The sequence below is a fragment of the Myroides pelagicus genome, from assembly GCF_009711055.1.
Taxonomy (GTDB): Bacteria; Bacteroidota; Bacteroidia; order Flavobacteriales; family Flavobacteriaceae; genus Flavobacterium; species Flavobacterium pelagicum.
In genome coordinates this window covers 1-25,545 of the sequence record NZ_WMJY01000033.1, presented here as the reverse complement: position 1 = coordinate 25,545, position 25,545 = coordinate 1, and the positions used below count along the sequence as shown (strand labels likewise).

The window sequence follows — 25,545 nt, the reverse complement described above, 5'->3', positions numbered from 1 at the left end:
TTTAAATGCTGTTGCATTTATTTGTTGAATCTAAGGTTGGTTAGTTATTGCTAATGTAATAATCTCTATGATTATTGACAAATAATCATAGAGATTTAGCTAAGGTGAGCATACCTTTTGATGCTTTTTCCTGTATAATTACGATATCTGAACGAAAATGACTTGTTTCGGCTGGTTTAGGATCTATATAATAAATCTTAGCATTTTGTTGGGCATAATTAATAAGTGACGCTGCAGGGTACACTTGTAAAGAGGTGCCAACAATGACAATAATATCTGCTTCCTCTACAATAGTTATAGCTCGTTCTAATTCAGGAACCATTTCACCAAACCACACAATGTGAGGTCTTAATCCATGTCCTAGTTCGTTAGTATCTGTTGATAGTAAATCTTTTGTCCATGGATAGGTTAGTGTTTCATTGATTTCACTGCGTACTTTTAATAATTCTCCATGTAGGTGAAGGACATTTGTACTACCAGCGCGTTCGTGTAGATCATCGACGTTCTGTGTGATGACCGTGACAGCGTAGTTAGCTTCTAATTGTGCAATTGCCTGGTGTGCACCATTAGGCTTACAACTTAATAATTGTCGACGTCTATCATTGTAAAATTTGAGGACTAATTCCTTGTTTTTAGCCCACCCCTCTGGAGTAGCTACTTCCATGACATCGTGGCCTTCCCATAATCCATCTGCGTCCCTAAATGTTTTGATACCACTCTCCGCACTTGTTCCTGCTCCTGATAGTACGACTAATCTCTTTTGCATATAATTATTACCTTTGCGTTTTAAAAATAAAAATAGAATGAATATTTCAAATAAACTATTACAAGACCTTGAATATTTAGCTTACTTAGAGTCTTTTTTGACAGAAAGTAGAGTGGAGCGTTTTAAAGGAGTTCTTGAGAATAGAACTAAACATATTACAATTGTGGCGGAAGACGTATATCAATTACACAATACTAGTGCAGTGATGCGTAGTTGTGAAGTATTTGGAATACAAGATTTATGTGTTATTGAACAAAAGTTTGGTAAGCGAATAGACAAAGAGATAGCACTTGGTGCAGAGAAGTGGGTAGATATCCATCGATATAATTCTGTACAGAGTAGTATAGATGATTTAAAGGCAAAAGGTTATCAGATTGTAGCGACTACTCCTCATGTAGAGGCAAATCACTTAGAGGACTTTGATATTGCTAAACCTTCTGCTGTGTTTTTTGGAACGGAGAAAACAGGTTTGTCTCCTGAGATAATAGAACAAGCAGATGCTTATATTAAAATCCCGATGGTTGGTTTTACAGAAAGCTTAAATATATCTGTATCTGCGGCTATTATTATTCAAAACTTGACAACGCGAATTAGACAGTCTTCATTGGACTGGCAACTGACTCCAGAACAGTTAATAGAAAAGAGAATTGATTGGGCGCGAAAATCAATCAAAGATATTGATTTTGTCACTCAGCGATATCTTGAAAATCAAATAGTGGATTAGTCCAATTTAAGAGTAATACAAAAGCCCTATTGTAATTTTAAACAATAGGGCTTTTTGTTTCTTATCTATATAGGGCTCTTTATTGATACTTAAAGATCTAGTAGAATTAGTTTGATTTTTTACGTATTTTCATGTTGATGAACTCTACAACTAATGAAAAGGCAATAGCAAAGTATAAATATCCTTTTGGTACTGCTCCTATTTCTTGACCAGCAAGCACAGCATGCGAAATATGCATGCTCTCAGTCGTTAGCATAAATCCAATTAGAATTAGGAACGATAATGCAAGTATTTGAATTGAAGGGTTTTTATTGACGAAGTTACCCACTGGAACAGCGAATAACATCATAACACCAACAGATACAATCACGGCAGCAATCATAATGTAAAGTGCTCCTTCTATACCATTCGTCATACCAACAGCTGTCAAGATACTGTCGATAGAGAAGATAACGTCAATCATTAAGATTTGAACGATAATATTGCTAAAGCTTTTGGTTGCAATTTTCTTTGCAGACTGCTTTTCGTCGATTGGTTCGTGTTCTTGTACGTGGTTTACTTTTTCGTGAATTTCTTTCGTCGATTTGTAAATCAAAAAGATACCTCCGGCTAGAAGAATTAACGATTGACCATTGAAACTAGCATTAAACCATCCCCAGTCAATTTCGAAAAGTGTTGCTTTCATGGCGATTAACCATGATACTCCAAATAGAAAAGCAATACGCATAAACATAGCTAAGAATAACCCTAATTTAGTGGCCTTTTTTCTTTTTTCTTCAGGTAGTTTGCCTGTTACAATCGATATAAAAATAACGTTGTCAATCCCTAATACTATTTCTAAGAATGTAAGGGTTATAAATGCTACGATAGCATCTGCTGTAAAGAATATTTCCATTTTCTAATTTTTTTTCTTTTGTCAGTTTACAAATCACTTACTTTTGTCAATGTACCTCTTTCTCTTCGAGCATCACCTACAATTCCGTATTCAAATACGCAAGTGTTTCCATCGGTAGTAATGATTTTCATACTAACTGATTTCTCTTCAGCCATGTTTTTTGGGTGTAATTTTTTTAGTACGTATTCACAGTCGTTTACCCAACGAATACTAGATGTATCTGTTTTACCTTCAAAGGTTTCGATCTCGTATTCTTCTGTACGGATAAAAGTAGAGACCTTTTGTTCTCCATCAATTTCCGCTATAAATTCAAATTTTCCTGTTTTAAAATTAGCGCAATTTCTCTCTTGCTTGTAACAAGAAGTTGCCAAAATTGCAGTGAGTGGTAATAGTAAGTAAATTAACTTTGATTTCATATTGTTGTTATTTTCCAAATAGTGATTTCATGATTGTTTGAAGACCTTTAAAGAATAAAAGCATTGCTGCTATACAAACTAAACAGCCTATACCAAAGATAACATAGAATAGGGGGTGATCTTGATTTTTGAAAGAAGAGTTTAAGATTACAGGACCTATGAAAAACATTGGAAATGTTGCTGCTAGGTATTTAACTCCTTTAAAAAGTACTTTCTTATCTGTATGTCGTTGTTCCATGTTTATTGTTTTTTGTATGCGCTAATTGCCTGTCTTACATTATTGTGTTTTTCAAGCAGTTCCCTTGCTTCGTTTTCACAAATATTTAATTCATCAACGAGCATATTTATTCCACGTTGGATAAGTTTTTTATTGGTCATCTTCATATCTACCATACGGTTACCTTGAATGCGTCCAAGTTTTATCATAGTAGTAGAGGTGAGCATATTTAGGACTAGTTTTTGTGCTGTACCTGCTTTCATTCTTGAGCTACCAGTGATTACTTCTGGCCCTACAATTACTTCAATAGGGTAAATAGCTTCTTGGCTAAGTGGGCTGTTTGGATTACAAGAGATACTAGCAGTAGGTATATTGAAATGATTACATTGTGATAGTGCGTTTATTACATAAGGCGTTGTGCCTGATGCAGCAATTCCTACTACTATGTCATTTGTATTAACAGTGTATGCCTGTAAGTCTAACCATCCTTGATTAGGATTATCTTCTGCGTTTTCTACAGCATTTCTGATGGCATAGTCTCCTCCTGCAATTATTCCGATAACTAAGTCGGGAGATACTCCATAAGTAGGAGGGCACTCAGAGGCATCTAATATTCCTAGTCGTCCAGAAGTACCAGCGCCGATGTAGAATAGTCTACCACCTTTTTGTAATTGACTTACAATGCGATCAACTACTTTTTCTATCTGTGGCAATGCTTTTTCGACAGCAATGGGGACACTTTGATCTTCTATGTTAATAATGCGAAGCAACTCTTCTGTTGATTTTAGTTCTAAATCATCGTATTTAGATGGTTGCTCTGTTATCTTTTTAAACTCCACTGTATTGAATAAAATTTTAAACAAAAATAGTCAAAATTATATTGAATAGATAGCCCAATTGAATAGATGACAAAAGAAAATAACTCAGTTTTTCTTCTGTTAATAGAATAATGTAATGTACTAACTTTTTTTGTTATAAATGAAGTAAGTGTAGGTGTTTACTATTGATCTATACAATTGACATATTTGTACTTAACTTGAAATTAAGATTCTGATATGGTTCTATCGAATGTTCTTTTTTTCGTAATTATCGGTATTTGTTTTTTATGATAATTAAAAGAAGATCGATGAAATGAAAAATATTTCAATGGATTTTCTTGTAATTTTATAGAAAAGACTACTTTTGCACTCTTATGCAGACTGCCTTATCGTCGGCTTTTATAAAAAGCGGGAGGAAAGTCCGGACACCACAGGGTAGCATAATGGGTAACGCCCATCCGTAGTATCTACTATGAGGACAAGTGCAACAGAAAGGATGTACAGGTAATGCTGTAGTGAAATCAGGTAAACTCTATGCGGTGAAATGCCATGTATATTTAGCGTTTGAGGGCGACTCGTCCGATGCTTTAGGGGTAGGCAGATTGAGCCATTGAGTAATTAATGGTCTAGATAAATGATAAGGGGACATTCTTCGGAATGTTTACAGAATCCGGCTTATAGGTCTGCATATTTTTTTAAGCCTTTTGATTGAAAGCTTATTAACTTGTGACAGTTAACTTTCTCAGGGCTTTAACACAACTTCACCTTGGTTTCATTGATTTTTACTATTACCACTAGTATTTTGTGGATTTACCGTAAATGTGGATTATTCTCAAAAAAAGAAACAACTTAAAGTATTATCTAGTTGACTCCAAAAGATCATTTTTGTATTTTGTAACATATTAATTTCAAACTTAATTTATAGATTAATAGTGGATTAGGTGGTGTTTTTTTGTTGTTTACATCTTAGTTTATTCAGGTTTGCTATTATTAGTAGAGCTTCTTGAGATAGTTTGTCTGTTTATAGACGTCCTTCTCTTGCACTTGCGTGCACTATGCTTGAAGAATAGTTGCACTTTTCTTGCCAAGGAGATGCTCCTGGGCTATTATACTGCACGTATACTGCACTTATAGCACAAGCTTGGCAACAGATATTGCTTTATAGTATCACTATTAGTTAAAAAAGATTAGGATATTAAGTATTCGGTATGAAGTCTAGGGTTTAAAAAATATTGTTACAAAAAAGAAGGACAAACTGTCCTTCTTTCTTAATCTTCTTCTGTATCATAAGTTTCGTCTTCTAAGTCGTCTTCATCGTCATATTCATCATCATCGTCCTCTGTAGCAAATTCAAAGAATGTAAAAACAGACCCTCCATAACTCTTCTCAAAAGAGAAGTGTTCTAAATGTTCTAGTTTAGTGAATTTAGAGTGTTCTACAATAAGCATTCCTTCTTCTGAAATAAGGTTTAGAGAAAGTACATCTGTTACTATCTTTTCGAATTGTTCTTGTGTGAAATCATATGGAGGATCGGCAAAAACAATATCATAAGATGATTTGTGTTTTTCAATGAATTTAAAAACATCAGACTTAAAAGGCAGAATGTTAAGGTCAAATTCTTTGGCGGTCTTTTTGATAAAGTTCACGCAACCATAGTCGCCATCTACACTTACTATAGATTCAGTTCCTCTAGAAGCAAATTCATAGCTGATATTTCCTGTACCAGCAAATAAGTCAAGAATAGTTAATTCACTAAAGTTGAAATGGTGGTTCAAGATATTAAACAAAGCCTCTTTGGCCATATCAGTTGTTGGTCTTACAGGTAAGTTTTTTGGAGGGTTTATTCTTCTCCCTTTTAATTTTCCGGATACGATTCTCATGAATGGAACAATATATAATGTTGTTTAGGTACTTGGTGGTGTAATAATAAATCTTCAGCGATTAAAGCATGTTCGTCTATTACGTTTACGAATTTTATGAAAGTATAAGCTTGTTCAAAAACAGGGTCTTTTTCGGTAACTCTCCCTATCAAGTTTAAAACTGTAGTGTGAGGGTCTAGGTTGAGTTGCTCGTACGTAAACAAGGTATAGTAGATAAAATCTTGTGCAGTCGTGTATTGAAAAGAATTGAATAAGATAAGTTCATTATTCTTAGCGACAATAAGTTCAAAGCTGTCTCGTTTTAAATAAGCAAATACAATAGGCAATTCGTTTCCTTTTGTTTTAGGTAAGAGTAACTGAATCAGTCCTGTGTTTATATTTTGGTAGGTAAAAGAGCCAAACTTATCTAGTAAGAAGTTATTCAAATCAATATAAGGAATATAAACGTTATTGAAATCATAGTTAGTCACTTCGTCAAAAGCGAAATAATCAGTTTCAAATACTTTAGTGTTGTATTGTAGATAGGTGCTTATTTTGTCTTCGTTGAATAAGGCTTGAGGTACAAAAGTATTTAGGGTATTATCATGTAAAACTAATATTTCGGTATATTGTTCGGATAGTTGGGTGTATTTTACAAAAAAATGGGTAAGTTGTTCTTCAAAGCTTTTTTTATGAGTGATAGCTTCTGAAGCAAAGTAAATAATCGTTTGTGATGACAAATCTATTACGACAAATGAGAACTTGTGTAAGGAAGCTTGTATTACTAATTTATGATTGTTTAGAGCCATTGTGATTAAATGTGACCGACGATTAAATAGTTATAGGAAACAAATTTAAGCAATTCCATTGAATTGTTGTTTTTATATTTCCTAAAGCTGTTGAATTGTCTTAATTCTTTATCGAGTATACCGTTGTAAAATAGGAAGAAAAGTAAAAATGAAGCAGGGGAGTTTTTAGTAGAAAGCTTAGTATGTCCTCAAAAAGGTTGGTATCTTTGAGGGCAAAATAAAAAATAGTAATTCGATGATGACCGGACAACAGTTTTATCGTTTGTTGAAAGATAAGTTTCCTTATGTATTAACTTTAAAACAAGATGTTTTTTTACAAAAGATAGCTGATTTTGTCAATAATGACTTGACGGATCAATTGTTTGTACTTAAAGGGTATGCAGGTACTGGTAAGACTACCTTGCTATCCGTCGTTGTCAATGAGTTGAAGACTATAAATAAGTATGCTGTGATGTTAGCACCTACAGGACGTGCAGCAAAAGTAATTAGTAATTATTCACAACGACCAGCTTTTACGATTCACAAGCACATTTATTATCCAAAGCCTAGTAATAGTGGGGCAGGCATGCAATATCGAATGCGTGTCAATCGACATAAGAATACAGTTTTTATTGTAGATGAGGCTTCTATGATTAGTGATATGACTGCGGCGGATAGTAATATGTATCCAAATGGGTCATTACTAGATGATTTGGTATATTATGTTTATACGGGGGTGAATTGCAAGTTGGTATTAATGGGAGACTCTGCTCAGTTGCCACCAGTTAATATGCAAGTTAGTCCAGCGTTAGATATTGAGCAGTTAGGGTATCAGTTTCACATGGATATAGAGCATATCGAATTAGATGAAGTTATGCGACAAGAGGAGAATTCGGGTATTTTATATAATGCTACTGAATTGCGCTCTCTGTTGGATACCCCTTTCATTGATACGTTTCAGTTTGACTTAGGAGCGTTTAAAGATATTGTACGATTGGTCGATGGTTATGATATTCAAGATGCTATTTATTCATCATACTCTAACAGTGGTCCTGAAGAAACGGCATTTATTGTACGTTCTAATAAACGTGCAAATGCTTATAATCAACAAATACGTGCACGAATTCTCGATAAGGAGAGCGAAATATCAAGTGGTGATTTGTTGATGGTAGTTAAAAATAATTACTATTGGATGAAGGATTCAACGGTAACAGATTTTATAGCGAATGGAGATATAATAGAGGTATTAGAGATTTATAGGACGATTGAGCTATATGGTTTTCGATTTGCTTCTGTGCGAGTACGCATGATTGATTATCCTGATATGGCATCTTTTGATACGATTGTTTTACTAGATACTTTAACTAGTGAATCACCAGCGCTAACTTATCAGCAACAGAATTACTTCTATGAGCAGGTGATGCTGGATTATGCAGATGAATTGACAAAATATAAAAAGGTTCAGAAAGTAAAAGAGAATGAATATTTTAATGCATTACAGGTTAAGTTTTCATATGCAATTACCTGTCATAAGTCTCAGGGTGGACAGTGGGAAACTGTTTTTATAGAGCAACCTTATCTCCCTGATGGGATTTCTCCAGAATATATAAGATGGCTCTATACAGCTATGACGCGAGCAAAGAATAAACTATATTTAATAGGGTTCAAAGATGAGTTTTTTATCGGGGAATAAGAAAGTATTGAAATCATTTGGTGAATTGTATAGAGGTGTTTTTTAGGATTAAGTGTTTTATTTTATTTCTGTAATTAACCACTTGGTCGATGTCTTTTTGAATAGGTATTTTACTACCTTTGGAATAATAAAAATAAATACAAGATGAAGATTATAGCCGTTATTCCTGCGCGATATGCATCGACTCGTTTTCCAGGAAAACTAATGAAAGATTTGTGTGGTAAAACTGTTATTCTACGTACTTACGAGGCTACGGTAGCGATGGGTGTTTTTGATGATGTTTTTGTAGTAACGGATTCAGAGCTTATTTATAATGAAATTGTAAATCGTGGAGGTAAAGCAGTAATGAGCATCAAGGAGCACGAGAGTGGGAGTGATCGTATTGCCGAAGCTGTAAAGGATATAGAGGCCGATATTGTTATCAATGTACAAGGTGATGAACCTTTTATTAATAAGGATAATATTGTGAGTTTGATTAATATCTTCAAACAGGACAATAATCAAGATGTAGATTTAGCCTCTTTGATGACTCCAATCAATGAATGGTCTGCTATAGAAAACCCTAATAATGTAAAAGTAGTGGTAGATAATACAAATACTGCTTTGTATTTTTCTCGCTCAGTGATTCCTTATCCTAGAGAGAAAAATGTAGGAGTGCAATATTACCAACACATTGGTATTTATGCTTTTAGAAAACAAGCATTACTAGAGTTTACTATGCTTCCAATGAAATCTTTAGAAGCTTCTGAGAAGCTAGAGCAATTGAGGTATTTAGAATATGGTAAACGAATTAAAATGGCTATAACAAATCATGTAGGTATTGGTATAGATACTTATGAAGATTTAGAAAAAGCTATTAAGATGTTAGAAAATAATCCTTCTTTCTCGAGAGGGTAAATGGAAAAAGGCTGTTTTGGTTTTCAAAACAGCCTTTTTTATTCTTCCGTTGGAGTAAATGTTTTTACAATAGGAGTCTTAAGGGTTGTTTTCCATTCAGCAGGAAAACGGGTGTTAATCATTGATTGCTCTAAAACAATCAATGTATGTTTATTTGTGTTTTTTAGTAGGTGTTTCTTGTTTATTTCTTCTTGTATCTTGTGAAAAGCACTATCAAGATGCACATAATTACCTTCTAGTTTTGCATCTAAGTAAAGTGTTTTAGGTAAAGTGTTGAAGCTGTATAAATCGTTTTCACTTAAGTATATAGTGTCCTTAATTGGTAAGGCAAAGTCATAATTTAGTTCTTTTCCTTCCAGATTGTTTTTAAGAATTAAGAAAGGGTCTCCTGTGATTTCAATATGATTTGCTTGTGCAAACGATTGAATTTCTTGATAAGACTTCGCTATATCAATATTTAAGGTGCCAAGAGTAGATTTTTTAGAGATGAAAATATAGTTGGTATCTTCTATTTCTTTTTCTCCATCTATTGAGATATTGAAGTCTTTGTATTGTTTAATAAAGTAAACAATCAGACTATTGATGTTTTTTTGAGTAGAAGTTGAGGCAACAATGCTCGGTTTTCCTTGAAAAAAGGTAATTAGTTTAGTTTTTAAGTCCAATTGCCCATGTAGGATGAAGGTTACATTTGTTTTGCTTCCTTGGCGTTCAAATGACCAAAACATATTCGAGATAGTTTCGTCATTAGAAATGTCAAATGTTAAACTATCGTAAGGGTATTTGTATTCTTCTTTTATTGGGAATGAGCCAATCTCATCAAATGTGATAGTGTAGTTGCCATCTTTCTCTTTTTTTAGGTCAACCCAATCAGACCATAAGTTTAAGTCATTGATATGTTCATAAACAATTTCCTTAGGTGCGTCAACAGTAAATTGATGCTCTACTTCAAAAGAAGGGCTTTGTGCAAATATAAACACCGTTAAAGAAACGGTAGCCATCAGAATCAACAGTAAGAAGTATTGGAATATTTTCATAACCTATCAACTACAAAACTGGTTTATTTTAGTATGTTTTTTAATACAAAAAGAGAGCCAATAAAAGCAAAAAACGCTAGTAAGACCCATAATCTGTTTTTATAATAAACTTTGTGAAGTTTTAAATCTTTGCGATACATTACAATTAGAACAATGGCAAAAGAAATGACGAAAAAGATAGCAAATTTAATTTGACCTTCGGTGAACATAATTAATATTTTTTACAAAAATAGGTAAAAGAACTTAGAATTAGATATAAAAAACGGCAGAATGTTCTGCCGTTTAAAATATGTATAATATGGATAGTTTATCTTAGATTGTTTCTGTCCAGTCAAATGTATCTTCAATACGTTTTTGTTGAATACCTTGAAGAGCAGTTTTTAATTGGATAGCGTATGCATCAGCATCAGCAACCTCAGGTAAAGCGTAGTATTTGTCTTGGTAAGCAAAACCTTCGATTTGACCTACTGTAACAGCTGTACCAGCTCCAAAGATTTCTTTTAATTCTCCTTTAGCATGTGCATCAAGTAACTCTTGAACCACGATAGACTTAACCTCTACTTTAATTCCCTTACTTTCAGCGATAGCGATTAAACTCTTTCTAGTGACACCATCAAGAATTCTTTCACTAGTAGGAGCAGTGATTAATGTATCTCCAATTCTGAAGAATACATTCATAGTACCAGCTTCTTCTAATTTTGTATGCGTTGTATCGTCAGTCCAAATTACTTGTTGGTACCCTGCTTCCTGAGCTAATTTAGTAGGGTAGAATTGTCCAGCGTAGTTACCTGAACATTTTGTAGAACCAACTCCTCCATTAGCAGCACGACTATAGTGTTCTGCGATTTGAACTTTTACTTTTCCTGAGTAATATGTACGTGCAGGTGATAAAATGATACAGAACATAAATTCAGTAGAAGGACCAGCAACAACACCTTCGTGAGTTCCGATCATGAATGGACGGATGTATAAAGAGTTTCCTTCTCCTTTTCTAACCCAGTCTTGATCTAATTGTAAAAGAGCTTTTAATCCATCCACAAAACGAGTTTCGTCAATGTGTGGCATTGCTAAACGCTCAGCTGATTTATTGAAACGTTTCCAGTTTTCTCTTGGTCTAAATAACCACACTTTATCATTCTCATCTTTGTAAGCTTTCATCCCCTCAAAGATTGCTTGTCCATAGTGGAAAACATTCATTGATGGTTCAAAAGACATTGGCCCATAAGGTTTGATCTCTACTTGTCCCCATGCCCCGTCTTTGTAATGACATACTAGCATGTGGTCTGTAAATACAGAACCGAATTTTACGTTTTCAAAATCAATTGAACCTATTTTAGATTTCTCCGCTTTTTGGATAGAAAAATCTACATTTTTTTCTAAACTCATTATTATAATGTTTTACGATTGTCTTTCATTCTTCGTGCTATGTAAAAATACAGAGCGTTACAAATTTATCAAAAAAATAGAGGAATAACGATATCTTATTAAACTTTATCTAAAATGGAGTGTAGATTATTGTTTAATTAGAAATAACTACTGAAATTATAATAAACAATGTGTTTTGTGTAGTGTATTGAATTGTTTGTAATTTATTTTTTTAGAGTACATTTGTGTAAAATAGTTTTAAATAAGAAATAATAATGAAAAAAATAGTAGGTATATTCTTGCTTGGAGCAGCAGTATTTACTGCATGTAAAGGCAATGACAAGGAGCAGGTGTCTGTAGTAGTTGATGAGAGTAAATATGAATTTTTTGGGACAAAGTTTGCTCTTGATAAAGAGGTGAAGGATAGTGGAACTGTATTTGAAGTTTATCAAAATATGGTTAAAGGGGATAGTGTGCCAATGAAGTTTGCCTCTACGATTAATGAGGTTTGTCAGAAGAAAGGTTGTTGGTTGAGTTTAGATTTAACACAAGATAAAAAGAGCTTTGTAAAATTTAAAGATTATGCTTTTTTTGCTCCAATGAATGCTGGAGGTCATGAAGTAGTTGTTGATGGCAAAGCTTTTGTATCTGTTATACCTGTTGATGAGTTAAAGCACTATGCAGAAGATGCTGGAAAGACGGAAGAAGAAATAGCTTTAATAACTGAACCAAAAATAACTTATGGTTTTATGGCTGATGGTATAGCAATCAAAAAAGCTAAGTAATGGTGTTTAGAAATAGAATACTTCTGTTAACTGTATTGTTTGTTGTTTTTTCTAGCTGTAAAGAACAAAAGCAAACAGAGATAGAAGAAGAAACAAGCTTTCAAATGTATAATTTATCTCCAATGGCTGCTTTGATGGAGCAAATGTATGGACAGATGGCACATGCTAAAGAGGTGATTGAACAAGGAAGTGAGCAAATTGATTTGGGCGAGTTTCCTGTTATGCATAATGAGTTGTTGACAACTGAATTAACAGATCCTAGGGATAGAGATTTTTTCTTTACAGATCAGGCAGAGAAATTCTTGATATTAGAACGAAAACTATACGCATCAAGTAAGGAAACAATTGTAGAGGACTATAATGCTGTCGTAAATTCTTGTTTAGCCTGTCATATTAAGAAGTGTGGGGGGCCTATACCTCGAATTAAAAAGTTATTCATCCGATGAAACGCAAAGTAATAAAGACTGAAGATGGTTCTTCTTCTATTCAAATAGAGGAGTGGGGAGAAACATATCATTCCGTATATGGAGCTGTTCAAGAGGCAAAACATGTCTATATCCAAAACGGGTTAGACTTAGTCAATCATTTAAATTCTATTGTGGTACTTGAAATGGGATTTGGTACTGGTTTAAATGCTTATTTAACTTACTTAGCAGCTATGGATAAACAGTTAGCTATAACTTATCATGCAATTGAAGCTTATCCCGTTTCTGAAGAAGAGCTTAAAGCTTTAAACTATAGTGAAATTAATGGAGAGGATGCTGCTTTTTTACGATTGCATCATTCACCATGGAATGAGTTAGTCAAATTAAATGAATGTTTTAGTTTGTATAAAATGCTAAATACATTTGAAGAGCAAGTAGTAGAGAAAGAATCTTATGATTTGATTTATTTCGATGTTTTTGGTTACCCGTTTCAACCGGATCTATGGTCAGAAGAGATATTTAAAAAAATGTATGATGCTCTTAAAGTAGGTGGTATATTGACTACTTATGCTTGTAGAGGAGTTATCAATCGCACGATGAAGACAGTTGGTTTTGAAGTGAAAAAAGTGGCTGGGCCTCCAGGTAAGCGAGAAATGGTTATTGCTTATAAGCGGTAAAAAAAAGAAATAGCGAGAAGGAATAAACTTTAATAGTTGTTCCTTTTTTTATTAGTTTTTGTCTTATATTCTAGATTGTGTACATTTACCTTTTGTTAAAAAAGAACAGAGTAAACGTATGAGAAAAGTTGCAATAATACTAGTGGTATTGATAGGAAGTTCATTTATTAGTTGTAAATCTGATGTTAAGTCGGGAAAACCTGTTGAAGGAGAGTCAATTGAAAGTACTCTGGAACAAGAAGTATTGACGACAGAAGAGTTAGAAGATATTGTTACGCTATATGTGTCAAGTGAAAAATCTGATTGTGCAGGGGTAGCAGAGATGAAGTGTTTATTGGTTAAAGAGACGGAAGATGCTCCATGGGAACTTATGTATGATACTATTGAAGGATTTGTATATGAAGAAGGCTATGAGTATAATTTAGAAATAAGACGTGAGAATGTCACTAATCCACCTGCGGATGGCTCTTCAATCCGTTATGTGTTGATTAGAGAGATTTCTAAAGTAAAAAAATAAGGAGTAAACTTTATGTCTGAAGTAATATTAACGAATGATCGAGTAGTATTGCGACCATTAGAGTATCGCGATATAGAAACTTTATTGAGGTTTTCAATCAGTGAACCTGATATATGGGACTATACCCCTACTACAGGGGCGGGTAAAGAAAATCTAGAAAAATATATAAATAAAGCCATACAAGATAGAGAGGCAGAAACGGCAATTCCTTTTGTTGTTTTTGACAAAAAAGTTGAGCAGTACGTAGGTAGTACACGTCTGTGTGATATTAATCATGTGCAAAAGAAATTGATTATAGGATATACTTGGTATGGTCAAGAGTTTAGGGGAACAGGATTGAATAAGCATTGTAAGTATTTATTGTTGCAATATGCTTTTGAGACATTAGCGATGGAACGTGTAGAGTTTAGAGCTGATAATACAAACGCTCGTAGTATAGCAGCGATGAAAAGTATAGGATGTACTCTGGAAGGGGTACTTCGATCAGATGTTATTATGCGAGATGGGCGAAGAAGGGATACTGCCGTGCTCAGTATATTGAGGGATGAATGGTTTTTATATGTTAAGGAGCAATTATTGAGTAAGTTATAATAAAAAGACGAACCTTTTGGTTCGTCTTTTTATATTTTATCAATTAATTTTCTTCGTTGATTTCCTGTTGTCTTAAAGTGTGTAGGAGTTAATCCTGTTACTTTTTTAAATTGTTTACTTAAGTGTGCTACACTGCTGTAATTTAGTAGATAGGCAATCTCTTTTAAAGAGATCTCATCGTAAACAAGTAATTCTTTTACTCTTTCGATTTTAAGGGTTATGAAGTACTGTTCAATTGTAGTTGATTCTAGTGAGGAAAACAAAGCGCTCATATTGTGATAGTCTAGTTTCATGCGTTCACTAATGTATGTCGAAAGCGGTGTTTCAAGATAGGCATTGTGTTTTTGAACTAGTTCTATTAGGAGTGTCTTTATCTTTGTAACTGTTTTGCTCTTTCTGTCGTCTAGCAATTCAAAGCCAATAGCTTCTAATTTTTCTTTAATTTTTTCGAGTTGTACAGGAGTAAGTTTCTCTTTTAGTTCAACTTCACCAAGGTCCATTTTCTGTATGGTGTATCCCAATTCTACAAAAAGACTTTCTACAGCCATTTTGCAACGTGTACAAACCATGTTTTTTATATAGATAATCATTGATATTGTAATTAGCGTAATTTCAAAGATACTATTTTTAAAAAAAGGAGGTCTAATTTATTTGATAGGCTTACTTCGTTACTTCATCAATCAGATAAAAAATAGACTTGAAGTTAATACCTCCAAATTCACTTAAACCGATTTCACATGTACGACTAGTAGAGAAGCCATCGTGACTATTTTGAATAAGTTGTTCTTGAAGGTGTCTGTTTCCGTGCTTATTAAGTTCAGGGTGAGTAAATCCACGATCACCTGCAAACCCACAACAGTTACTATTGATGTAATTTACCTTCTCTGCACATCGTTTAGTTAGTTCTAATAGTTTACCTTCTAAGCCTATTTTTTTTACTGAACAGACTGGATATACATTGATTTCTTTTCTTGGATTTTTTACTTCTAAATGATCCATGACAAAGTCTTGCATAAATTCAATAGGGTCGTACATTTTTAGTGCTCCATCTTTATGAGCTTCATAAAAAGTATAGAAACAAGGGCTCATGTCAAATAGTACTGGTATTTGGCCATTGTTACTTGCTTTTAGTAATGCTTCTTCAAGAGAACTAGATTTAGTAAATCCTTCCTCTTTATACCCTTTACTGCTAAAAGGCATTCCACAACACATATTGTCTAAATTTTCAGGATAGATAATTGTAAATCCAGCTCTTACTAAGAGCTCAGTAGTTTTACTAATTAAATCAACATCTTCTTTTAGGTAATCTTTAGATTTTCCCATTGTTCGGTTAATACAAGAAGGGTAATAGACTACTTTTCGCTCTTGGTTTGGGTTGGCGATAGTTTTGGTTATTCTTGTTTGGGTAGCAGTAGGCATGGCAATATTCCATTGCGGTAACTTATTGTTTGATAGCTTGCGAACACTTGTTGCTGTTTTATACATTAATTTATCTCCGAATAGTCTGCGCGAAAAGTTAAGTAGCTTTAATCCAGTACGGCCCATAGCTGTTACTCGATCGATATTTTCAACAAAATACTCTGCGTCTTTATGGGCTTTGATGGATAATTTTTGATGGCGTATATCCTTGATATACTTACCTGTGTCAATTTTTACGGGGCAAGCTAAAGCACATAGCCCATCAGTAGCACAGGTCTCATCAGAGTAATAAGTAGCATCAGCTAGCATTTGCTTTAAGCGATTAGCATCCTCTAGTGTGTTTTCTAGGCGTGCTATTTCTCTTCCTATCACAATGCGTTGTCTTGGAGAAAGTGTTAGTCCTTCGGCTACGCAGTGAGATTCACAGAAGCCACATTCGATACATTTATCTACAATTTCATTAGTTGCAGGAGATGGTTTTAAGTTCTCTAAATGTATATGTGGATTGGTGTTGATAATTACTCCAGGGTTTACTAAATTATTGGGATCGAAGATTGCTTTAATACGCAACATTGCTTGATATGCTTGGGTCCCCCATTCTTTTTCAACAAAGGGAGCCATGTTTCTTCCTGTTCCGTGTTCGGCTTTTAATGATCCATTGAATTGATTGACAACAATATCGACTAATCCGTCCATCATTTTAGCATATCGATCGATTTCATGTTGGGTAGAGAAGTCTTGGGAGAAAACCAAGTGTAAATTGCCTTCTAGTGCATGACCAAATAGTACAGCATCGGTATAACCTAGTTTAGCAAATAAGCTTTTCATTGCGATACAAGCATCGGCAAGCTTTTCTACTGGAAACGCTACGTCTTCAATAATACATGTAGTGCCTGTTTTTCTCAAGGCACCAGTAGTAGGTAATAATCCATTTCTGGCTTTCCAATTGAAAGCATATTGTTGAGGTTCAGAAGTAAATTCAAAGGGCTTATAAGTGGGAATAGGAGCAACTGCTAGACGAATAGCCTTTTGTTTGTTATTCATTTCCTCTTCGTCATCTGCTTGTGCTTCTACAAGTAGTATGCAAGCTGTTTCAGGTAAAGATTTAAAATATTCAGGTGCTAAAGGTTCATTCTCTATTGATTTTATACTGTTTCGATCTAATAGTTCAACTGCTGCAACAGGGCTTTGTTTCAAGTAAGGAACGGCTTGGCAGGCTAACTCTATTGTTTCAAAAATCATTAGTGTACAAGCTTTACGCTTGTAATTAATGACTGTATTATAGGTGATATCAGAGATAAAAGCTAAAGTGCCTTCAGATCCAATCATGATATGTTTAATAATGTCGTAAGGATCTTGGAAGTCAACAAAGGCATTTAAACTATATCCTGTAGTATTTTTGATTTTAAACTTTCGTTTGATACGCTCATATAAAATACTGTCTGTAGCAATATCGTCTCTCAGTTGAATAATACCTTTAATGATTTCGGGGTGCTTTGCTTCGAATGCTTTTTTACTATCACTATCTGCTGTATTTAGGACTGTCCCATCATAGAAGATTATTCGAATGTCAGCGATAGTGTTATATGAGTTCTGAGCTGTACCACAACACATTCCACTTGCATTATTAGCTGCGATACCTCCGATCATAGCTGCATTAATAGAGCCGGGGTCGGGCCCTATTTTTCTACCATACGGTGCTAAAATGATATTAGCTCTCCCTCCAATAATTCCTGGTTGAAAACGCGCTTGTAATCCGTTATTCAAGATCTCGTAATCTTTCCATCGATGGGTAGCTACCATCAAGACAGAGTCTGTGACTGCTTGTCCAGATAGACTTGTTCCTGCTGCTCGATAGGTCAGAGCAACGTTGTTTTTATAAGCAGTATGAATAGTAGCAATCGCTTCCTCTTCGTTGTGAACTTGTACAACAATTTTGGGTATTAGGCGATAAAAACTAGCATCAGTTCCATAGGCTAGCAACTGTAATGGATTGGTGATAATTCTCTTGTGATCAACGTAGAAAGCTAGTTCTTCTTGAAAATTTTTGTATTGTTGTGCTAACATGGTGTATCCTGTTTTATAATGCTACAATTTACTAAAGAAATTGTTTATTATGAATAAAAATAGGATTAAGATGATGGTCGCAACGACGATCTTTTTATTCATTATTATGAAGGTTACGGGTTCGTATTAAGAAACAAGTTAGACTTCTGTGCTTGATAATTGTCGCACTAGTATTATTTTTCCGTCCTTTCTTGACCAATGGGTGCAGAATAGTTGCACTTTCCTTGCCAAGATAGTACTTGCGGGCTCGTAAACTGCAGGAATACTGTACGTATGGCACAAGCTTGGCAACAAATGCTATTATTCTAAAATCTCTTTGATTGAAACCAAGTTGTTAGTTTTTTTTAATTTGGTGTCTCATTTTAGTGTCATACGAATGATTTAGTAGGGGAGATCACTAACTTTTCAAAAATTATAGAGAATAATCTACAACCTTTAAAAAAGTAATCATTTGTTATTTCATTTGGTAAATGTCAATGATCTATATTTATTGTATCAAACGGACCTATAGTTGATATTTAAAAAACCTTAAAAATACTATTGTAACATAACGTGTTAAAACACTACCTTTGCACAAAATTTACACACACAACAACACAAAGTCATATAACATGTATAAAAGTCTTATAAAGCCTATATTCTTTAGGTTTGACCCGGAGAAAGTACACCATTTCACTTTTGGCGCTTTGAAGTTTTTCAATAGAATTCCTGGCGTATCTGCTATAATTCGAGCAAATTGTCAAGTGAATGATTCTCGCTTAGAGAGAGAAGTCTTTGGATTAAAGTTTAAAAATCCAGTAGGACTAGCTGCCGGTTTAGACAAGGATGCTAAGTTATACAGTGAGTTAGAAAACTTTGGTTTTGGTTTTATAGAGATAGGTACATTGACTCCTAAAGGACAACCTGGCAATCCGAAGAAGCGTCTATTTCGCTTGAAGGAAGATGGGGGGTTGATTAATCGCATGGGATTCAACAATGGAGGTGTCGAAGAGGCAGTGGAGCGTCTAAAGAAGAATAAAGGGACATTGATAGGTGGTAATATTGGTAAAAACAAAGTAACACCTAATGAGAATGCAATTGATGATTATGAAATTTGTTTTGAAGCATTGTTTCCTTATGTGGATTATTTTGTAGTGAATGTAAGTTCACCAAATACACCAAATCTTAGAGCATTGCAAGATAAAGAACCTTTAATGGCTTTATTAAATGCTTTACAAATCAAGAATAATAAAAAGGAACAAGCCAAGCCTATTTTATTAAAGATTGCTCCAGATTTGACAGATGATCAACTTTTGGATATTATTGATATTGTAAAGGAGACAAAAATCGCGGGAGTTATTGCTACGAATACCACGATTGGAAGAGATAATCTAAAATCTATTCATCAGCAGGAGACTGGAGGTTTAAGTGGGAAGCCATTGACAAAACGCAGTACTGAAGTGATTCGTTTCTTATCGGAAAAGAGTAATAAAGCCTTCCCAATAATCGGAGTGGGTGGAATTCATTCAGCGGCTGATGCAATCGAAAAACTAGAGGCAGGAGCTAGCTTAGTACAATTATATACTGGGTTTATATATGAAGGACCTGGTTTAATAAAAGCCATTAATAAAGAGTTATTATCCAAATAATATTTTAATAGATAAAAAACTATGTCAGCAGAAGTTCTTTATACTTTTTTTATCACTTGTTTTTTGTTGATTATTACACCAGGACCTGATTTATTATATGTTGTTTCTCAGAGTATTACAAGAGGAAAGAAATATGGTTATGCTGTTGTAATAGGCCAAATGGGAGGTTTGATTTTTCATTTATCTTTATTTGCATTTGGGGTTTCAGCTTTAATCATAAATTCGGCTTATGCTTTAAAAGCAGTTAAGATTTTTGGGGCACTGTACTTGTTTTGGTTGTCCTATAAGGTATATCAAGAGGAGAATGTCATAACAATAGAAGAAAATTCAGTACCTAAGAACGACAAAACCTTTATGGGATTTGTAAGAAAAGGATTATTGATGAATATTCTAAATCCAAAAGTAATGATGTTTTTCTTAGCTTTATTTCCGGGATTTATTTCAGAAGCAGCTGGTAGCGTAAAACAGCAAGTTTTTGTATTGGGGAGTGTATTTATTTCACAAGCTTTAGTGATATTTTTAATCATCTGTACAATTGCAGCTCAATTGACTGAGTTTATGAAAAATAATAAAGCAGTTAATGTCTTTCTGAAGTGGTTACAGATAATTATTTTCTCAGGTTTAGGAGTTTTTCTGCTCATGAACTAATTTAAATATAGACATAAAAAAGGCTCTTTAATTAAATTAAGGAGCCTTTTTTATGTCTATCTATTTATTAATCAGTAGTCTAATTGTTTTGTGGTTGAGGTGATTTTTTAAAATAATTCATTTTGTGAATTATTAAGTTTTCATCTATATTTGATAAAGTATGAAACCAACAGTCAAAATTATCGAATGTCCTAGAGATGCCATGCAAGGCATTAAGATGTTTATTCCTACGGAGAAGAAAGTTCAATATATCCAATCACTATTAAGAGTTGGATACGATACTATTGATTTCGGAAGTTTTGTTTCTCCTAAGGCTATACCTCAAATGCAGGACACAGCCGAGTTATTGTCACAGTTGGATTTGAGTCGAACGCAAAGTAAATTGTTGGCTATTATAGCTAATACTAGAGGTGCTGAACAAGCTGCACATTATAAGGAAATACAATATTTAGGATACCCTTTTTCTATATCTGAAAACTTTCAGATGAGAAATACACATAAGACAATTGCGGAGTCAATAGTTACTTTAGACGAAATATTAAATATTGCTACCAAGTCAAATAAAGAAGTAGTTGCCTATTTATCAATGGGATTTGGGAATCCTTATGGAGATCCATGGAATGTAGAAATCGTAGGGGAATGGACAGATCGCTTAGCACGAATGGGGGTAAAGATATTATCGTTATCTGATACTGTAGGAAGTTCAACACCAGAGGTAATAGATTATTTATTTAGTAATCTGATTAAAGCTTATCCAGATGTAGAGTTTGGAGCCCATCTACATACGACACTGGATAGTTGGTTTGAAAAAGTAGATGCAGCATATAAGGCTGGATGTATTCGCTTCGATGGAGCTATTAAAGGGTATGGAGGGTGTCCGATGGCCAAAGATGATTTGACTGGTAATATGCCTACTGAGCGCCTGCTTAGTTATTTTACTGCCAATAAAGTAGATACGAATATGAGTGCAATGTCATTTGAAAGCGCTTATAATGAAGCGTTAAAAATATTTAATTTTTATCATTAAGCTTTTTAGTTTGATTAAAAAAAACTAAATTCGCGTGCAATTCAATTACAATTGCACATGAAAGCACACACAACTAAAATCATCGGTCAAGGTTTGACTTATGATGATGTATTATTAGTTCCAAACTATTCGGAAATCTTACCTAGAGAGGTAAGTTTACAAACAAAATTCACAAGAAACATCACGTTAAATGTACCAGTAGTTTCTGCTGCTATGGATACTGTAACTGAAAGCGAAATGGCTATAGCTATGGCTCGTGAAGGAGGGATAGGAGTTATTCACAAGAATATGACTATCGAAGAGCAAGCAAAAGAAGTTCGTAAGGTGAAGAGAGCAGAATCAGGAATGATTATCGATCCAGTAACTTTATCGTTGTCAGCTACTGTAGGAGATGCAAAAAAAGCTATGGCAGAGCATGGTATTGGTGGTATTCCAATTGTGGATGCTGAGGGATATCTGAAAGGTATAATCACAAACAGAGACATGCGTTTTGAGAAACACAATGAGCGCTTGATCACTGAGGTTATGACAAAAGAAAATTTAGTAACAGCTGCAGAAGGGACAACCTTAGAGCAAGCAGAAGGAATACTTCAAGAGAATAAGATTGAGAAATTACCTGTTGTAAACAAAGAGTACAAATTAGTAGGATTAATTACATTTAGAGATATAACTAAATTGACACTTAAACCAAATGCTAACAAGGATAAGTTTGGTCGTTTACGCGTTGCTGCAGCTTTAGGAGTAACTGCAGATGCGGTTGATAGAGCTAAGGCTTTAGTAAGTGCTGGTGTTGATGCTTTGATTATAGATACAGCACATGGACATTCAAAAGGTGTAGTAGGGGTATTAAAAGAAGTAAAGAAATCATTTCCAGAAATTGACGTAGTTGTTGGAAATATTGCGACTCCAGAAGCGGCATTATACTTAGTAGAAGCAGGAGCAGATGCAGTAAAAGTAGGTATTGGACCAGGATCAATTTGTACAACGCGTGTAGTAGCTGGTGTAGGATTTCCACAATTTTCAGCAATTATGGAAGTAGCTGCAGCACTTAAAGGAACGGGAGTACCAGTTATTGGTGATGGAGGACTTCGTTATACAGGAGATATTCCAAAGGCAATAGGAGCAGGGGCAGATTGTGTAATGCTAGGTTCAATGTTGGCAGGAACAAAAGAGTCTCCAGGAGAAACTATTATATTTGAAGGAAGAAAATTCAAAGCTTATAGAGGTATGGGGTCAGTAGCGGCAATGAAGCAAGGGTCTAAAGATAGATATTTCCAAGATGTAGAAGACGATGTGAAGAAGTTAGTGCCAGAAGGAATTGAAGGGCGTGTAGCTTATAAAGGAGAGCTTAGTGAAAGTATGTTACAATTCATCGGAGGACTTCGTGCAGGTATGGGATACTGTGGAGCAAAGGATATTCCTACATTACAAGAAGTAGCTAGATTTGTACAATTGACAGCTTCAGGTATTGGAGAAAGCCACCCTCATAATATTACAATTACAAAATCAGCACCAAATTATTCAAGATAATAATTGGTTGATAGAAATAAAAAAGGGACTTACCGCTTTACGGTAAGTCCCTTTTCTTATGCTTTTATAGCATTAGCTATTTTTCGTATTTTAATATCTAGGATAACATATGTCAGTGAAACAAATGGACTGATAATATTGAAGAATGCGTAAGGAGCGTAAGTAAACGTGTCGATCCCTAACACTCCTGCATGGTATGCACCACAGGTGTTCCATGGAATTAAAACAGAGGTAACTGTACCAGAGTCTTCAAGCGTTCTACTTAAGTTTTCTGAAGCTAGGCCTTTTTCTTTATAGGCATTAGCAAACATTTTTCCAGGAATTACAATTGATAAATACTGTTCAGAAGCAGTAAGGTTTACTACTACACAGCTAGTCATTGTACTAGCGAATAAACCAAATACTGAGTTAGCAATACTCAATAGGCTTTCAGTTATTTTTTTAAGTGCACCAATTGCCTCCATTGCTCCTCCAAAAAACATGGCACAAATAATTAACCATACAGTATTAAGCATACTAGCCATTCCACCAGCTTCAAATAAGCTGTTTAAGCTGTCCATTGGAGATAGAATAGCAATATCTGTAGTTATTGCATTCATAATACCTTTATAAGCTGTTTTTGCGTTTAAAGTTGTTCCTTCTCCTACTAATGTTACAATGTCGGGTTGGAAGAAAAGAGCAAAAATAGCACCTAGTAGTGTCCCTAATAATAGTGCTAATATTGGTTTGACCTTTTTTAGGATAGCGACTATTACGATTACTGGCACGAGGAATAGCCAAGGAGTGATATTGAAGGTGTTTTCGATTGCTATTAAGGAATCTGTCATGTCTATATTGTCAGGGACATCAAGATTGAAACTGATTATAATAAATATTATTAGCGTAATAATATAACTAGGTACAGTTGTAAACAACATGTATCGAATATGAGTAAATAAATCGGTGTTAGTCATTGCTGATGCAAGGTTAGTTGTATCCGATAAAGGAGAAAGTTTGTCTCCAAAATAAGCGCCAGAAATCACTGCCCCTCCAATCAGTCCCATTGATATTCCCATGGCATTACCAATACCTACTAAGGCAATACCTACTGTAGCGCTGGTGGTCCACGAACTACCGGTGGCTAATGCTATAATAGAACAAATAATAATAGTGGCAGGTAGAAATATTTGAGGCTCAAGAATTTGTAGGCCATAGTAAATCATGGTAGGGATAATTCCGCTAAGTAGCCAAGTACCTGAAAGAGCACCAACCAAAAGCAAAATATAAATGGCTCTAGTGGTCTCTCTTACGTTTTTGGTGATCTTTTTTATGATTTGCTCATATTTGACCCGGTTATACAAACCTATTCCGATGGCTATTAGACCACCAATAAGTAAAACAAATTGATTTGATCCGTCTAATGCTGAGCTTCCATAGACAAATACATTTGTACCCAATAAAGCTATTAAAACGATCATCGGGATTAGCGATTGAAAAAGTGTAATTTGCTTTTTCTTTAGCTTGATTTGTTCTTTCATATCTTGTTGTTTGTATATTATTGGTTTCAATATATGAAAATATACACGACTTTTATTCATTTTAATCTAATTACTTATATTTATTTCTGTATAAGTAATAGGGGTAAAGTAATATTTTTGTTGATTAAATAAATGATTAGAGGCTTATTGACGTATTAAACAGTAAAGGAATGGGGCGTTTGTTGAGTTTCTATTGAGTTTCTCTATTTTGAATATTGTCATTCATTTTTAGAGGAAAGAATTGAACGTGGTACGAATAAAAAAACCTTACTGTCTAGTAAGGTTTTGGAAACTAACCAAGGATAGTCGGTTGATTTTATGTTAGAAGATTTAGAAACCTTTCACGCTAGAATTATAGGCTTTATCTTTTTCTTCTTTTGTTAAGTTTTTCTTGTATTGAAATAAGGCTGCTTCCCAATCTCCATAACCTGTGTTAGGTAAGACAATAAACTTTTTGCCGAAAAGTTCTTTATTATTTTTTACATTTTCTAGACGTTCTTCTTGTGTCTTTTTGTCCCAAAGAGTAGAGAAGTCTGATAAGTTATCACCTAAAAGCATAACAATCTCATGTGTTTCAAGTACTTTTTGACGTCTCGTCTCTTTACTTGATTCAGATGTTCTTACGATTACGTGATCATTATCTGCAAAAGGATAGTTATATTTCTCTAGGTTTTTAAGAGTGCCTGCTTTGTCATTTTCATTTCTGTTGGTGATATAGAATATTTCAACTCCTTTAGATTTAGCATAGTTAAAAAAATCTAAACTCCCCAAAGCGGGCAAAGCTTCTCCTTTAGAAGTCCATTCGGTCCAAGAATCTTGGCTATATGATTTACCTTCACGTGCCATTTGCACAGCATAAGGTGAGTTGTCAAGGAAGGTTTCATCTATATCAGTTACTATAGCAAGAGGTTTACTGTGTTGTTCTTCTAGAATTTGGTCTAATTGAAGTGTTGCAATATTGAAGGCTTGTGCGCAAAGTGCTTGATATTCAGCAGCGTTTTGTTGAAATACAGCAGCGTAAAGCTTTCCGTTAACTTCAATATTATTTAATACTTTTTCATTTGTATTAACTGTAGTTTGAGGTACTGATTTACAAGCTGTCAATGTTGTGAATACAAGTCCTGCTATTAGAAAAGATCGTTTAAGCATAGTTTAATAATTTTACTATTTAGTAACAGCAAAATTACAATTTTTAAAAGAAATAGAGACGTGAATTCAAGTTATAAATGCAACATTAGTCAT

25 protein-coding genes and 1 other RNA gene are annotated in these 25,545 nt (G+C 34.3%); 13 read left to right on the top strand and 13 right to left on the bottom strand.

The genetic code is table 11. The features are described 5' to 3' along the window. Positions 1–85: 85 nt before the first annotated feature. Positions 86–766, bottom strand: a complete 681-nt coding sequence (locus tag GJV77_RS12095; protein WP_155036621.1) for an SIR2 family NAD-dependent protein deacylase — start codon at positions 764–766, stop codon at positions 86–88. Positions 767–803: 37 nt separating this feature from the next. On the opposite strand from GJV77_RS12095, the gene GJV77_RS12090 reads away from it, so the two are divergent. Further along, positions 804–1,490 carry a TrmH family RNA methyltransferase gene (locus GJV77_RS12090; RefSeq protein ID WP_155036620.1) on the top strand — a complete coding sequence of 229 codons (687 nt, stop codon included), beginning with the start codon at positions 804–806 and terminating at the stop codon, positions 1,488–1,490. A 106-nt stretch (positions 1,491–1,596) separates the two neighbouring features. Here the strand turns inward: GJV77_RS12090 and GJV77_RS12085 are convergent, their stop codons facing one another. From GJV77_RS12085 to murQ, 4 genes are read right to left on the bottom strand one after another with little or no spacing between them, the layout of a single operon-like run. Continuing rightward, entirely contained in the window at positions 1,597–2,385 is a 789-nt protein-coding gene (locus GJV77_RS12085; protein WP_155036619.1) for a TerC family protein, read from the bottom strand. A gap of 26 nt (positions 2,386–2,411) precedes the next feature. Further along, positions 2,412–2,801 carry a DNA topoisomerase IV gene (locus GJV77_RS12080; protein WP_155036618.1) on the bottom strand — a complete coding sequence of 130 codons (390 nt, stop codon included), beginning with the start codon at positions 2,799–2,801 and terminating at the stop codon, positions 2,412–2,414. A gap of 7 nt (positions 2,802–2,808) precedes the next feature. Beyond that, a complete protein-coding gene (locus GJV77_RS12075; RefSeq protein ID WP_155036617.1) occupies positions 2,809–3,039 on the bottom strand; it encodes a DUF6095 family protein in 231 nt (76 codons plus the stop codon). Between the two features lie 2 nt (positions 3,040–3,041). Continuing rightward, on the bottom strand, positions 3,042–3,857 hold the full coding sequence (gene murQ / locus GJV77_RS12070) for an N-acetylmuramic acid 6-phosphate etherase (protein ID WP_162521619.1): 816 nt from the start codon (positions 3,855–3,857) through the stop codon (positions 3,042–3,044). Between the two features lie 352 nt (positions 3,858–4,209). On the opposite strand from murQ, the gene rnpB reads away from it, so the two are divergent. Further along, positions 4,210–4,530: RNase P RNA component class A (gene rnpB, locus GJV77_RS12065), an RNA gene on the top strand. Positions 4,531–5,104: 574 nt separating this feature from the next. Here the strand turns inward: rnpB and GJV77_RS12060 are convergent. Together GJV77_RS12060 and GJV77_RS12055 are read right to left on the bottom strand one after the other, a co-directional pair. After that, the gene (locus GJV77_RS12060; RefSeq protein WP_155036615.1) at positions 5,105–5,716 is read right to left on the bottom strand and encodes an RsmD family RNA methyltransferase; all 612 of its coding nucleotides are present in this window, start codon (positions 5,714–5,716) and stop codon (positions 5,105–5,107) included. After that, a complete protein-coding gene (locus GJV77_RS12055; RefSeq protein ID WP_155036614.1) occupies positions 5,713–6,504 on the bottom strand; it encodes a DUF3822 family protein in 792 nt (263 codons plus the stop codon). Before GJV77_RS12055 ends, GJV77_RS12060 begins: the two co-directional genes overlap by 4 nt. A gap of 238 nt (positions 6,505–6,742) precedes the next feature. Here GJV77_RS12055 and GJV77_RS12050 point away from each other — a divergent pair, with 238 nt between their 5' ends. Both GJV77_RS12050 and kdsB read left to right on the top strand, forming a co-directional pair. Beyond that, positions 6,743–8,176, top strand: coding sequence for an ATP-dependent DNA helicase (locus tag GJV77_RS12050; RefSeq protein ID WP_155036622.1), 1,434 nt, complete (start codon positions 6,743–6,745; stop codon positions 8,174–8,176). 144 nt (positions 8,177–8,320) lie between these two features. Then, positions 8,321–9,073, top strand: coding sequence for a 3-deoxy-manno-octulosonate cytidylyltransferase (gene kdsB, locus GJV77_RS12045; protein WP_155036613.1), 753 nt, complete (start codon positions 8,321–8,323; stop codon positions 9,071–9,073). Between the two features lie 38 nt (positions 9,074–9,111). On the opposite strand, the gene GJV77_RS12040 is transcribed toward kdsB, so the two are convergent. Then, the gene (locus GJV77_RS12040; protein WP_155036612.1) at positions 9,112–10,107 is read right to left on the bottom strand and encodes a hypothetical protein; all 996 of its coding nucleotides are present in this window, start codon (positions 10,105–10,107) and stop codon (positions 9,112–9,114) included. 312 nt (positions 10,108–10,419) lie between these two features. Next, positions 10,420–11,493 (bottom strand): branched-chain amino acid aminotransferase, encoded by a 1,074-nt coding sequence (locus GJV77_RS12030; protein WP_155036610.1) that lies wholly within the window; start codon positions 11,491–11,493, stop codon positions 10,420–10,422. Positions 11,494–11,747: 254 nt separating this feature from the next. Between GJV77_RS12030 and GJV77_RS12025 the strand changes: the two genes are divergently transcribed. From GJV77_RS12025 to GJV77_RS12005, 5 genes are all read left to right on the top strand, one after another. Then, positions 11,748–12,257: a DUF4920 domain-containing protein gene (locus tag GJV77_RS12025; protein ID WP_155036609.1), complete on the top strand. Its 510-nt coding sequence runs from the start codon at positions 11,748–11,750 to the stop codon at positions 12,255–12,257. Then, positions 12,257–12,703 (top strand): hypothetical protein, encoded by a 447-nt coding sequence (locus GJV77_RS12020; RefSeq protein WP_155036608.1) that lies wholly within the window; start codon positions 12,257–12,259, stop codon positions 12,701–12,703. The genes GJV77_RS12025 and GJV77_RS12020 overlap by 1 nt, the downstream gene beginning before the upstream one ends. After that, on the top strand, positions 12,700–13,359 hold the full coding sequence (gene mnmD, locus GJV77_RS12015; protein WP_155036607.1) for a tRNA (5-methylaminomethyl-2-thiouridine)(34)-methyltransferase MnmD: 660 nt from the start codon (positions 12,700–12,702) through the stop codon (positions 13,357–13,359). The genes GJV77_RS12020 and mnmD overlap by 4 nt, the downstream gene beginning before the upstream one ends. Before the next feature lie 118 nt (positions 13,360–13,477). After that, entirely contained in the window at positions 13,478–13,876 is a 399-nt protein-coding gene (locus GJV77_RS12010; RefSeq protein ID WP_155036606.1) for a DUF4377 domain-containing protein, read from the top strand. Between the two features lie 12 nt (positions 13,877–13,888). Beyond that, positions 13,889–14,467, top strand: coding sequence for a GNAT family N-acetyltransferase (locus GJV77_RS12005; RefSeq protein ID WP_155036605.1), 579 nt, complete (start codon positions 13,889–13,891; stop codon positions 14,465–14,467). Positions 14,468–14,496: 29 nt separating this feature from the next. Here the strand turns inward: GJV77_RS12005 and GJV77_RS12000 are convergent, their stop codons facing one another. Further along, positions 14,497–15,057 carry a helix-turn-helix domain-containing protein gene (locus tag GJV77_RS12000; RefSeq protein WP_155036604.1) on the bottom strand — a complete coding sequence of 187 codons (561 nt, stop codon included), beginning with the start codon at positions 15,055–15,057 and terminating at the stop codon, positions 14,497–14,499. 70 nt (positions 15,058–15,127) lie between these two features. Continuing rightward, positions 15,128–17,953 (bottom strand): FAD-binding and (Fe-S)-binding domain-containing protein, encoded by a 2,826-nt coding sequence (locus GJV77_RS11995; protein WP_155036603.1) that lies wholly within the window; start codon positions 17,951–17,953, stop codon positions 15,128–15,130. A 611-nt stretch (positions 17,954–18,564) separates the two neighbouring features. Here GJV77_RS11995 and GJV77_RS11990 point away from each other — a divergent pair. From GJV77_RS11990 to guaB, 4 genes are all read left to right on the top strand, one after another. Beyond that, entirely contained in the window at positions 18,565–19,581 is a 1,017-nt protein-coding gene (locus GJV77_RS11990) for a quinone-dependent dihydroorotate dehydrogenase (protein ID WP_155036602.1), read from the top strand. Positions 19,582–19,602: 21 nt separating this feature from the next. After that, positions 19,603–20,229: a LysE family translocator gene (locus tag GJV77_RS11985; RefSeq protein ID WP_155036601.1), complete on the top strand. Its 627-nt coding sequence runs from the start codon at positions 19,603–19,605 to the stop codon at positions 20,227–20,229. A 160-nt stretch (positions 20,230–20,389) separates the two neighbouring features. Further along, entirely contained in the window at positions 20,390–21,256 is an 867-nt protein-coding gene (locus GJV77_RS11980; RefSeq protein ID WP_155036600.1) for a hydroxymethylglutaryl-CoA lyase, read from the top strand. A 57-nt stretch (positions 21,257–21,313) separates the two neighbouring features. Beyond that, positions 21,314–22,786, top strand: coding sequence for an IMP dehydrogenase (guaB, locus tag GJV77_RS11975; protein ID WP_155036599.1), 1,473 nt, complete (start codon positions 21,314–21,316; stop codon positions 22,784–22,786). Between the two features lie 56 nt (positions 22,787–22,842). Here the strand turns inward: guaB and nhaC are convergent, their stop codons facing one another. Both nhaC and GJV77_RS11965 read right to left on the bottom strand, forming a co-directional pair. After that, positions 22,843–24,303: a Na+/H+ antiporter NhaC gene (gene nhaC, locus GJV77_RS11970; protein ID WP_155036598.1), complete on the bottom strand. Its 1,461-nt coding sequence runs from the start codon at positions 24,301–24,303 to the stop codon at positions 22,843–22,845. Between the two features lie 330 nt (positions 24,304–24,633). Further along, complete coding sequence (locus tag GJV77_RS11965; RefSeq protein WP_155036597.1) at positions 24,634–25,452, bottom strand: 5'-nucleotidase, lipoprotein e(P4) family; 819 nt, start codon at positions 25,450–25,452, stop codon at positions 24,634–24,636. Positions 25,453–25,545 lie beyond the last annotated feature (93 nt).